Raw genomic sequence first — 12,167 nt, forward strand, 5'->3', positions numbered from 1 at the left:
TTCTAGCGCGCACGATGTGCGTGAAAAATCGCTAAATCCTAGCCATTAAAGGCCAGATCCCGAAAATCGGGAGCGGGAATTTTAATGGTCATATTTTCACCTGTCAAGGCCATATAAAAGAAGCCGGTACTGACAACAGTACCGGCTTCTATACGCTGACTACTGAAATGCTCGTTTATTCAGCACTATCATCCGACTGGTTTCCTGCGTTTAACGCATCCGCCAGTTGTTGTTCAGCTTCTTCAGCCGTCATCTTAGGTGCTTCATCCTTAACCTGAACCTCTTCCAAACGGCGCGCCATGCGCTCCTTGTGGTAAGAGTAACCGGTACCAGCAGGAATCAAGCGACCGACGATAACGTTTTCTTTCAAGCCGCGTAGGCTATCTTTTTTGCCGCCTACCGCTGCTTCGGTCAGAACACGTGTTGTCTCCTGGAACGACGCTGCAGAAATAAACGACTCGGTCGATAGCGAGGCTTTGGTTATACCTAACAATTGACGTTCAAAGGTTGCTGGCATTTTGCCGTCAGCTTCCGCTTTCGCGTTTGCTGCCAACACTTCCGCCATTTCAACCATTTCGCCTTCAAGCAGGTTGGTTTCACCAGCGCGCAATATCAATGCTTTTCTGAGCATTTGGCGAACGATGGTTTCAATATGTTTATCGTTTATCTTAACACCTTGTAAGCGATAAACTTCCTGCACTTCGTTAACGATATAGTTTGCTACGGCACTGACTCCGCGCAGACGCAAAATATCATGCGGCGCTTCCGGACCATCCGCAATAACTTCGCCTTTTTCAACATGCTCACCTTCGAACACGTTCAATTGGCGCCATTTAGGAATCATTTCTTCGTGCTGATCAACACCATCAGTTGGAGTAATAATCAGACGACGCTTGCCTTTGGTCTCTTTACCGAAAGATACAGTACCGGTCTTTTCAGCCAGGATAGCCGGCTCTTTCGGACGACGTGCTTCAAACAAGTCGGCAACGCGTGGTAGACCACCGGTAATATCTCGAGTTTTCGAGCCTTCCTGCGGAATACGTGCCAGCGTGTCACCCACTCTAACTTCAGCGTTATCTTCCAGATTGATGATCGCGTTGCCTGGCAAGAAGTATTGTGCCGGAATATCGGTTCCAACGATATTAACGTCGTTACCTTTATCATCGACCAGCTTCACCATTGGGCGCATATCTTTACCGGCGCTGGTACGTTGACCCGTTTCCAGTACAACGATACTCGACAGACCGGTCAGCTCGTCGGTTTGACGTGTCATAGTGACGCCATCAATTAGATCAACAAACTTGATACGACCTTCTACCTCGGTAATGATTGGGTGTGTATGCGGGTCCCAGTTAGCGACTGTTTCTCCGCCTTCGACCGAATCACCTTCACCTTTCTTAAGTACTGCACCGTAAGGCACCTTATAGCGCTCACGCTCGCGGCCGTACTCATCAATCAGTGTCAATTCAGTTGAGCGCGAGGTAATTACGTGTTCTTTATCGCTGTTTACAACCCACTTGGCATTGTGCAGCTTAATCGTACCCGAGTTTTTAACCTGAACGCTGTTTTCAGCGGTAGCACGCGATGCTGCACCACCGATGTGGAAGGTACGCATCGTTAACTGTGTACCCGGTTCACCAATCGACTGAGCAGCGATAACACCAACTGCCTCACCTTGGTTCACCATATGGCCACGAGCCAAGTCACGACCATAACAATGAGCACAGACACCAAAGTCAGTATCACAAGTGATTACTGAACGAACCACAACTTCATCAATTGAGTTCGCTTCTAGTACGTCACAGTTTTTCTCATCCAATAACGTGTTACGCGGAAGCAATACGTCGTTGCTGCCCGGCGTCAAAACGTCATTACAAAGAACACGGCCCAAGACTCGTTCGCGTAATGGTTCAACCACGTCGCCACCTTCAATCAGCGGTTTCATGATCAAGCCTTCTTCGGTACCACAATCTTCTTCCATGATGACGACGTCTTGTGAAACGTCGACCAGACGGCGGGTCAGATAACCTGAGTTCGCTGTCTTCAATGCGGTATCGGCCAAACCTTTACGTGCGCCGTGCGTTGAGATGAAGTACTGAAGTACGTTCAAACCTTCACGGAAGTTAGCTACGATCGGGGTTTCGATGATTGAGCCGTCTGGCTTAGCCATCAAACCACGCATACCGGCCAACTGACGAATCTGTGCGGGGCTACCACGAGCACCGGAATCAGCCATCATAAAGATTGAGTTGAACGATGCTTGTTCTTCCTCTTTACCTTCTTTGTTGATGACGGTCTCTTTTGACAGATTTTCCATCATAGCTTTCGAGACTTTCTCGTTAGCCGTTGACCAAATGTCGATAACTTTGTTGTATTTCTCGCCGGCGGTTACCAGACCCGACTCGAACTGCTCCTGAATTTCAGCAACTTCTTCTTCGGCAGCTTCAACAATCTCTTTCTTGGCGTCTGGAATTACCATGTCGTTGATACCGACAGACGCGCCGGAGATCATCGCATAATGGAAACCGGTATACATAACCTGGTCAGCAAACACCACGGTGTCTTTAAGACCTAAATCACGATATGCCTGGTTTAACATGCGGCCAATCGGTTTCTTGCCCATTGCCTGATCGATTAAATCGAATGGCAAACCTTCTGGCATGATCAATGACAATAAGGCGCGACCTACTGTTGTATCTCTCAACAGAGTACGTGTTTCGCGATTGCCATCTTCATCAATTACGGTGTCAGTAATCCGCACTTTTACCCGTGAGTGCAATTCAACATCACGGTTACGATAGGCCTTTTCAGCTTCCTGCGGGCTCTTAAACGCCATTCCTTCGCCTTTCGCGTTTATCTTTTCTTTGGTCATGTAATACAGACCCAAGACAACGTCTTGCGAAGGAACAATAATTGGGTCGCCACTAGCTGGTGACAACACGTTATTGGTCGACATCATCAGGGCACGCGCTTCCAGCTGTGCTTCTAACGTCAATGGTAAGTGAACGGCCATTTGGTCGCCGTCAAAGTCGGCGTTGTAGGCCGCACAAACCAACGGGTGAAGCTGAATCGCTTTACCTTCGATCAATACCGGTTCAAATGCCTGGATACCCAAACGGTGCAGCGTTGGTGCACGGTTCAACAGTACCGGATGCTCTTTGATGACTTCATCCAGTACATCCCAAACTTCGGCGGTTTCCCGCTCCACCATCTTCTTAGCGGCTTTAATGGTCGTTGCTAAACCACGACGTTCAAGCTTGCCGTAAATAAACGGTTTGAACAGTTCCAGCGCCATCTTTTTAGGCAGGCCACACTGGTGCAAACGTAGTTTAGGACCAACAGTGATAACCGAACGGCCAGAATAGTCGACTCGTTTACCCAGCAAGTTCTGACGGAAACGACCTTGCTTACCTTTGATCATATCCGCAAGCGATTTTAATGGACGCTTATTAGAGCCAGTGATGGCACGGCCACGACGACCGTTATCTAACAGCGCATCAACCGCTTCTTGTAGCATCCGCTTCTCGTTACGCACGATAATGTCAGGTGCAGCTAGATCAAGTAGACGCTTAAGACGGTTATTACGGTTAATAACACGACGGTATAGATCGTTCAGGTCAGACGTGGCAAAACGGCCACCGTCAAGCGGTACCAGCGGACGTAAGTCAGGTGGTAACACAGGCAGCACTTTTAAGATCATCCACTCTGGCTTGTTGCCAGACATCTGGAATGATTCAAGCAACTTCAGACGCTTGCTAATCTTTTTACGTTTAGTCTCTGAATTAGTTTCAGGTAATTCTTCACGTAAGCGCTGGATCTCGCCATCAATGTCAATGGCGCGCAATAGGTCAAGAACTGCTTCAGCACCCATTTTCGCGTCAAATTCATCACCATGCTCTTCTAACGCATCCAGATACTCTTCTTCGGTCAGAATTTGACCTTGTTCTAATGAGGTTAAACCACCTTCGGTAACCACATAAGATTCAAAGTACAATACACGTTCAATATCGCGTAAGGTCATGTCCATCATTAAACCAATACGAGATGGCAATGACTTTAAGAACCAGATGTGCGCAACTGGGCTGGCTAACTCAATGTGACCCATACGCTCACGGCGTACTTTAGTCAGTGTTACTTCTACGCCACACTTTTCACAGATTACGCCACGATGCTTCAAGCGCTTGTATTTTCCACACAAGCACTCGTAATCCTTTACCGGACCAAAAATGCGCGCGCAGAATAAACCGTCGCGTTCTGGTTTAAAGGTACGGTAGTTAATAGTCTCCGGCTTTTTCACTTCACCATATGACCAACTACGGATCATATCCGGTGATGACAGCTGAATTCGAATACCATCAAATTCTTCTGTTTGATTAGCCGGTTTTAAAAACTTAAGCAAGTCTTTCACGATTTATCTCCTGTCGGAGTTCAAACCTCAGGGGAGTGCGAGCACTCCCCGAATTCATTCCGCAACAGCGTTTTAGCTCTGTTCCAGCTCGATATTGATGCCTAGTGAGCGAATCTCTTTCAATAGTACATTGAAGGATTCTGGCATACCTGCGTCCATCTGCAGGTTGTTGTCGACGATGTTCTTGTACATCTTAGTACGACCGTTCACATCATCAGACTTAACTGTCAGCATCTCTTGCAGCGTGTAAGCCGCGCCATATGCCTCTAGTGCCCAGACTTCCATCTCACCAAAGCGCTGACCACCAAACTGAGCTTTACCACCCAATGGCTGTTGAGTAACCAAGCTGTACGAACCAGTAGAACGGGCGTGCATCTTGTCATCAACCAAGTGGTTAAGTTTCAGCATGTACATGTAGCCAACTGTCACGTCGCGCTCGAAGCGTTCGCCAGTACGGCCGTCATGCAGAGTGATCTGACCTGACTCTGGAATATCTGCCAACGCCAACAACGCCTTGATTTCTTCCTCAACCGCACCATCAAATACTGGTGTTGCGGTCGGTAATCCACCGCGTAGGTTATTGGCTAGACGCAGGACTTCGTCGTCACTAAACTCGGTAATATCGACTTCTTGACGTCCTTCACCCAGATCGTAGACCTGCTGCAGGAAGTCACGCAAATCTGACATTGCCCGTTGCTGTTTCAGCATTTTATCAATTTTGATACCGATACCACGTGCAGCCATTCCCAAATGCGTCTCCAGGATCTGACCGATGTTCATTCGTGACGGAACACCTAGCGGGTTCAGTACGATGTCGACAGGATTACCTTCGTCGTCATGGGGCATGTCTTCGACTGGTATAATGGTCGAAATAACACCTTTGTTACCGTGCCGTCCAGCAAGTTTGTCACCCGGTTGAATACGACGTTTAACCGCAAGGTAAACCTTAACAATTTTAAGGACACCTGGCGCCAAGTCGTCGCCCTGCGTGATCTTACGACGCTTGGTTTCGAACTTATGATCGAAGTCATCGCGAATCTGCTGATACTGCTCGGCAATTTGTTCCAATTGCTCTTGCGCACTCTCGTCGCTCAAGCCCTGGCTCAACCAATTGCTGCGATCCATACTGGCTAACTTAGCTTCATCGAAGCCGTTGGCTAACAATAGGTTACGCGCGCGGTTATAGATGCCTTCTTCCAGAATCTTAAATTCTTCAGTTAAGTCTTTTTTGACCTTGGCTAACTGCATTTCTTCGATCGCTACCGCACGCTTGTCTTTCTCAACGCCATCGCGAGTGAACACCTGCACGTCGATAACTGTTCCGTTAACGCCGTTCGGTACACGCAATGAGCTGTCTTTCACGTCCGATGCTTTTTCACCAAAGATTGCTCGCAACAGCTTCTCTTCCGGGGTCAATTGGGTTTCGCCTTTTGGCGTTACCTTACCGACCAGAATATCGCCGCCGTTAACTTCGGCACCAACGTAGACAACGCCAGCTTCGTCGAGTTTGCCGAGTGCTGACTCGCCAACGTTAGGAATATCAGAAGTAATTTCTTCTGCGCCTAACTTAGTATCACGAGCGACACAGTTAAGCTCTTGAATGTGAATCGTGGTCATGCGGTCTTCTTGAGCGACACGCTCCGAGATCAAAATAGAATCCTCGAAGTTATAACCGTTCCACGGCATGAACGCGACGCGCATGTTCTGACCCAAGGCCAGCTCGCCCAAGTCTGTGGACGGACCGTCTGCTAATACATCACCTGAAGTAACCGGCTCGCCTGGGTTAACCGTTGGCTTTTGGTTAATACAAGTGTTCTGGTTAGAACGCGTGTATTTGGTCAGGTTATAGATGTCGATACCGGCTTCGCCAGGTACCATTTCTTCTTCGTTAACTTTAACAACGATACGAGCTGCGTCGACGTAATCAACAACACCACCACGTTTTGCGACAACGGTTACACCAGAGTCAACCGCGATAGTCCGCTCAATACCAGTACCCACCAACGGCTTATCAGCGCGTAACGTTGGGACTGCCTGACGCTGCATGTTCGAGCCCATTAAGGCACGGTTAGCATCATCGTGTTCAAGGAACGGAATCATACTCGCCGCAATGGATACGATCTGCTGCGGTGCTACGTCCATGAACTGAACCTGCTCTTTACTGACCAGAGTAAATTCGTTTTTATGACGACATGGCACCAAGTCTTCGACGAGCTCACCATTATCGTTCAACGCCACGTTCGCCTGCGCGATAACGTAGTTGCCTTCTTCGATCGCTGACAAATAAACAACGTCGTCAGTCACCTGACTATTTTCGATGCGACGATAAGGCGTTTCCAGGAAACCGTATTCGTTGGTCCGAGCAAAGGTCGATAATGAGTTAATCAAACCGATGTTTGGACCTTCCGGTGTTTCGATCGGACATAGGCGACCGTAGTGCGTCGGATGTACGTCGCGTACCTCAAAGCCTGCACGCTCTCGTGTCAAACCGCCTGGACCCAATGCAGAAATACGACGCTTATGCGTTACTTCTGACAACGGGTTGTTTTGGTCCATAAACTGTGACAGCTGGCTTGAACCAAAGAATTCTTTAACGGCAGCACTGATTGGCTTAGCGTTAATCAGGTCTTGCGGCATCGTGCTGTCCAGGTCACCCAGCGACAGACGCTCTTTAACAGCGCGCTCAACACGAACCAGCCCAACACGGAATTGGTTTTCTGCCATTTCGCCAACCGAACGAATACGACGGTTACCCAAGTGGTCGATATCATCGACTTCGTCAAGACCGTTACGGATTTCAATCAGCTTTTTCATGACTTCGACGATGTCGTCGTTAGTCAGTGTGTTAACGCCGGTCAGGTCGTCACGACCCAAACGACGATTAAACTTCATGCGGCCTACCGTTGACAAGTCATAGCGATCTTCGCTGAAGAATAGGTTATCAAATAACGCTTCAGCCGCTTCACGAGTCGGCGGCTCACCTGGGCGCATCATGCGATATATTTCTACTAACGCTTCTAAGCGGTTCGAAGTACCATCAACCCGTAACGTCTCGCTCATGTAAGGTCCATGGTCGAGGTCGTTGACGAATAAGGTTTCAATTTTCTTGATTCCGGCTTCGCTCAGCTTAGCAATAAGCTCTAGGTTCAATTCTTCGTTTGCGTTAGCGACGATCTCGCCGGTTTTCTTATCGGCATAGTCTTTCGCTAATACTTTACCAACCATATATTCCGCAGGTACTTCTAGCTCTTTAAGCTCGAGCTTTTCCAGCTGACGGATATGGCGTGCGGTAATACGACGGCCTTTTTCGACAATCATCTCGCCGTCTGGCGATTTGATATCGAATTTTGCGGTTTCACCACGCAAACGCTCAGGCACCAATTGCATTTTAACTTTGGTCTTGAGAATTTCGAAATACGTGGTGTCGAAGAACATCTCAAGGATTTCTTCGGTGCTGTATTCTAGGGCACGCAAAATGATCGACGCAGGCAATTTGCGGCGACGGTCAATACGCACAAAGACATTATCTTTGGGATCAAATTCAAAATCCAGCCAGGAGCCACGATAAGGAATAACGCGAGCGTTATAAAGAACCTTACCTGAGGAGTGTGACTTCCCTTTGTCATGATCAAAGAACACACCTGGCGAGCGGTGTAATTGTGACACGATGACACGTTCGGTACCGTTTATTACAAAGGTTCCGTTCTCTGTCATCAATGGGATTTCACCCATGTACACTTCTTGTTCTTTGATATCTTTTACTGTTCCAGCCGCTGCTTCTTTATCAAACAGAACCAGACGCAGTTTCACACGAAGTGGTGCAGAATATGTGATTCCGCGAATTTGACATTCTTCTACGTCAAATGCAGGTTCACCCATGTGGTAACTGACGTACTGCAGTTCCGCATTACCTGAGTAGCTGGCAATCGGAAAAACCGAACGAAAAGCTGCTTCCAAGCCATTATTAGCTTCTGGATCAACTTCAATAAATTTCTTAAATGAATCAAGCTGCATTGACAGCAAGTAAGGCACTTCAAGCACATGTGGCCGTTTTCCAAAGTCCTTACGAATACGTTTTTTTTCTGAGTAGGAGTACGCCATGGGGTTCCTCAGCTAGCTGATTGATGACCCTAACCAACGAGTGGTTCGCTGGTTAAATACAGATAATAAAATCTGTTGATCCCGTTGTTTAATACCGCTCACTTGCATCCGAACGACGGGCAAAAATGATACAAGCATTAAAGCGCGAAAAGGCTGGTGGTCAATTAACCACCAGCCTAAGGCCGTTAGGCCATATGTCGTGCAAGAGTTAAATTACTTAACTTCAACTTCCGCACCAGCTTCTTCAAGCTGCTTTTTCAGCTCTTCAGCTTCGTCTTTGCTTACGCCTTCTTTGACTGCTACTGGAGCAGACTCAACCATAGCTTTAGCTTCTTTCAAGCCAAGGCCAGTTGCAGCGCGAACTGCTTTGATTGATGCAACTTTGTTGCTGCCTGCGCCTTTCAGCACTACGTCAAATTCAGTTTGCTCTTCAGCTGCTGCTTCGCCACCGGCTGCTGGGCCAGCTGCTACTGCTACTGCTGCAGATGCGTCTACGCCGAATTTTTCTTCAGCTGCTTCGATCAATTCAACCAGTTCCATTACTGGCATTTCAGCGATCGCGTTTAAAATGTCGTCTTTAGTCAGAGCCATTACTCTAAACTCCTGGGTTGATAATTACAAAAAATGGTTCAAAAACCAACGTATTACTTAGCGTCTTTAATCGCCGCCAACGTTCTAACAAACTTGCTAGGTACTTCGTTAACTGTTTTAACGAATTTGCTAACAGGTTCTTTGAAGGTGGCGAGCAATTTAGCCAATGCTTCATCACGAGTCGGAAGTGAAGCAACTGCGTCCAATTTTTCTGGACCCATGATGCCATTACCGATTGATAGAGCTGTAACTTGCAGGTTCTTGTTTCCTTTACCGAAATCTTTAAACAAACGAGCAGATGCGCCCGGTGCGTCCAAAGAAAAACCGTAAACAAGAGGTCCTTTAAGTACATCAGCCATATCGTCAAACTGGGTGCCTTCGAATGCACGTTTTGCAAGAGTATTACGTACTACTTTAACGTAAACGCCTTGCTCACGAGCTTTCTTACGCAGCTCAGTCATATCGGCGACTTCGATGCCTCGATATTCAGCAACGGTGACAGCTAGCGCGTCTGAAGCTACTTCGTTAACTTCCTTAACGATGGCTTTCTTTCCGGCTAAACCTATTGCCACTGATATCACCTCGTTTTTATTCGGGACCGAAGTCCCTCGTTACAAGTTAAGTGAGGTTACCCCCACCGCGTTGTCACGGTGAATCTCTTACCCAGAGAGCCTGAGTCGGATTTCACCATCTGCGTAGGAAATTAAGTGCCGCTATCCAAAACTACTGAAATTCTCGCGGTACACCTACGGTCTTGGACGGGAGCCTTGCGATTTTGTCTTACGACAAGCACACGGCAGCCCCAACCCACAAACCTTTACTAACCAATAGCTATTAACCTGCGTTAACAGTACCTTGGTCAATACTTACGCCTGCGCCCATAGTGGTCGACAGGTTAATACGCTTAAAGTATACACCTTTAGCAGAAGAAGGCTTCGCTTTCTTCAATGCTACTAACAATGCATCTAAGTTTTCTTTCAGCTTGTCGTCGTCGAAATCGACACGGCCAATCGTTGCGTGAACGATACCGTTTTTGTCGTTGCGATAGCGAACCTGACCTGCTTTAGCATTCTTAACCGCTGTTGCTACGTCTGGAGTTACTGTGCCAGTTTTCGGATTTGGCATTAAGCCACGAGGACCTAAGATTTGGCCTAGCTGTCCAACTACGCGCATCGCGTCTGGTGAAGCTACAACTACGTCAAAGTTCATCTCGCCTTTCTTTACTTGCTCGGCCAGATCTTCCATACCGACGATATCAGCACCAGCTTCTTTCGCTTTTTCAGCGTTGTCGCCAGAGGTAAATACAGCAACGCGAACGTCACGACCTGTACCGTTTGGTAATACTGTTGCGCCACGAACGTTTTGGTCCGATTTACGAGCATCGATACCAAGGTTAACTGCAACATCAACGCTTTCTGTGAATTTAGCAGTCGCTAATTCTTTTAACAGAGTGATCGCTTCATTAACGTCGTAATCACGGGCTTCAACTTTATCGCGGATTAAACGTGCGCGTTTTGATAATTTAGCCATTGATTAGCCCTCCACATTTAGGCCCATCGCGCGGGCAGAGCCGGCGATAGTGCGAACTGCTGCGTCTAAGTCAGCGGCGGTCAGATCAGGTTCTTTCACCTTTGCAATTTCTTCTAATTGCTCACGAGTAACGGTGCCCACTTTCTTAGTGTTAGGCTCGCCTGAACCACTTTTGATGCCGGCCGCTTTCTTCAACAAGAAGGACGCTGGTGGTGTCTTAGTGATAAACGTGAATGAACGATCTTCAAACACTGTAATTTCAACTGGCACTGGTGCGCCTTTTTCCAGGCTGTCCGTCTGTGCGTTGAATGCTTTACAGAATTCCATGATGTTAACACCATGCTGACCCAATGCAGGACCAACGGGTGGTGAAGGGTTAGCTGAACCAGCAGCTACCTGAAGCTTAATAATGGCCGATACTTTCTTCGCCATGGTAATCACCTCTGTTGTGGGTTTAACGCCTCGTAATTTGTCAGAGTCAAATTACTCAGTCGGCTTCCCGTTAAAAAAGGACGCGAATTATAGGCTAATTCGCATCCACGATCAATGCCTTGACGGTTATTTTTTGATCACGCTTTCTCGACTTGACTAAACTCGAGATCAACCGGCGTTGCCCGGCCGAAGATTGACACCGATACTGTTACCCGGCTTTTTTCGTAATCAACTTGTTCTACTGTGCCGTTAAAGTCTGCAAATGGTCCATCGTTGACGCGAACCACTTCGCCTGGTTCGAATAGAGTTTTTGGTTTCGGTTTGTCTTGCGAATCCTGTAAACGATCTAAAATTGAGTCAGCTTCACGTTTAGAAATCGGCGTTGGACGCTCGCTGCTACCGCCAATAAACCCTAGTACGCGTGGTACACTTTTTACCAAGTGCCAAGTATCGTCGTCCATTTCCATTTCGACCAACACATAGCCTGGAAAGAACTTGCGCTCACTCTTACGGCGCACGCCAGCTTTCATTTCTACGACTTCTTCTTTAGGCACAAGAATTTCACCAAACTTATCTTCTAAGCCATGCATCTTGATATGTTCTTTTAGAGACTCAGAAACACGCGCCTCGAAACCGGAAAAAGCTTGTACAACGTACCAACGCTTGCTATCGCTCATATTAAATCTCCAAACCGGTTAGGAAGCCAACAACGCGCACTAAAATGCCGTCTAATCCCCAAAGAATAAGTGCAACAATAACTGTCGCCACAACAACGATTAATGTTGTTTGGGTTGCTTCCTGACGTGAAGGCCAGACAACCTTGCGCACTTCGGTACGGCTTTCTTTCGCAAACGAAAGGAACTGTCTGCCTTTTGTGGTTGCCGCTGCGGTAAAGCCGGCCAGACCAATCAGAATTACAACGCCAATAGCGCGATATAATACGGAGACTTGTTCTGTAAAATAGTGGTTGCCACCAATAGCAACGACTAACAATGCGATAGTAATGATCCACTTAACGCTATTTAAGGAACTGCTTTGCGTGTCGTTATTTGCGCTCATTCTTAAATCCTAGTTACGACTGGCCGTTTCGCTCAACGAGCTCGAT

Annotated in this window: 8 protein-coding genes; all 8 read right to left on the bottom strand. The window is 47.5% G+C overall.

Annotated elements, in window-relative coordinates:
* Positions 1-175 precede the first annotated feature (175 nt).
* The gene (gene rpoC, locus CWI81_RS07505; RefSeq protein WP_126784694.1) at positions 176-4,408 is read right to left on the bottom strand and encodes a DNA-directed RNA polymerase subunit beta'; all 4,233 of its coding nucleotides are present in this window, start codon (positions 4,406-4,408) and stop codon (positions 176-178) included.
* Between the two features lie 72 nt (positions 4,409-4,480).
* Positions 4,481-8,509 (bottom strand): DNA-directed RNA polymerase subunit beta, encoded by a 4,029-nt coding sequence (gene rpoB / locus CWI81_RS07510; RefSeq protein WP_126784695.1) that lies wholly within the window; start codon positions 8,507-8,509, stop codon positions 4,481-4,483.
* A 213-nt stretch (positions 8,510-8,722) separates the two neighbouring features.
* On the bottom strand, positions 8,723-9,100 hold the full coding sequence (rplL, locus tag CWI81_RS07515) for a 50S ribosomal protein L7/L12 (RefSeq protein ID WP_126784696.1): 378 nt from the start codon (positions 9,098-9,100) through the stop codon (positions 8,723-8,725).
* 53 nt (positions 9,101-9,153) lie between these two features.
* Complete coding sequence (rplJ, locus tag CWI81_RS07520; RefSeq protein ID WP_126784697.1) at positions 9,154-9,672, bottom strand: 50S ribosomal protein L10; 519 nt, start codon at positions 9,670-9,672, stop codon at positions 9,154-9,156.
* A 262-nt stretch (positions 9,673-9,934) separates the two neighbouring features.
* Positions 9,935-10,630: a 50S ribosomal protein L1 gene (rplA, locus tag CWI81_RS07525; RefSeq protein ID WP_126784698.1), complete on the bottom strand. Its 696-nt coding sequence runs from the start codon at positions 10,628-10,630 to the stop codon at positions 9,935-9,937.
* A gap of 3 nt (positions 10,631-10,633) precedes the next feature.
* On the bottom strand, positions 10,634-11,062 hold the full coding sequence (gene rplK, locus CWI81_RS07530) for a 50S ribosomal protein L11 (protein ID WP_126784699.1): 429 nt from the start codon (positions 11,060-11,062) through the stop codon (positions 10,634-10,636).
* A 137-nt stretch (positions 11,063-11,199) separates the two neighbouring features.
* Positions 11,200-11,739, bottom strand: a complete 540-nt coding sequence (nusG, locus tag CWI81_RS07535) for a transcription termination/antitermination protein NusG (RefSeq protein WP_126784700.1) — start codon at positions 11,737-11,739, stop codon at positions 11,200-11,202.
* A gap of 1 nt (position 11,740) precedes the next feature.
* Positions 11,741-12,121: a preprotein translocase subunit SecE gene (gene secE, locus CWI81_RS07540; protein ID WP_126784701.1), complete on the bottom strand. Its 381-nt coding sequence runs from the start codon at positions 12,119-12,121 to the stop codon at positions 11,741-11,743.
* Positions 12,122-12,167: the final 46 nt, after the last annotated feature.

This window comes from Idiomarina seosinensis (assembly GCF_003987275.1).
GTDB lineage: Bacteria > Pseudomonadota > Gammaproteobacteria > Enterobacterales > Alteromonadaceae > Idiomarina > Idiomarina seosinensis.

Excerpts from the sequence above, each read along its gene's own strand:
- rpoB (WP_126784695.1), bottom strand. The coding sequence starts at position 8,509 with ATGGCGTACTCCTACTCAGAAAAAAAACGTATTCGTAAGGACTTTGGA.
- rplL (WP_126784696.1), bottom strand. The coding sequence starts at position 9,100 with ATGGCTCTGACTAAAGACGACATTTTAAACGCGATCGCTGAAATGCCA.
- rplA (WP_126784698.1), bottom strand. The coding sequence starts at position 10,630 with ATGGCTAAATTATCAAAACGCGCACGTTTAATCCGCGATAAAGTTGAA.
- rplK (WP_126784699.1), bottom strand. The coding sequence starts at position 11,062 with ATGGCGAAGAAAGTATCGGCCATTATTAAGCTTCAGGTAGCTGCTGGT.
- nusG (WP_126784700.1), bottom strand. The coding sequence starts at position 11,739 with ATGAGCGATAGCAAGCGTTGGTACGTTGTACAAGCTTTTTCCGGTTTC.
- secE (WP_126784701.1), bottom strand. The coding sequence starts at position 12,121 with ATGAGCGCAAATAACGACACGCAAAGCAGTTCCTTAAATAGCGTTAAG.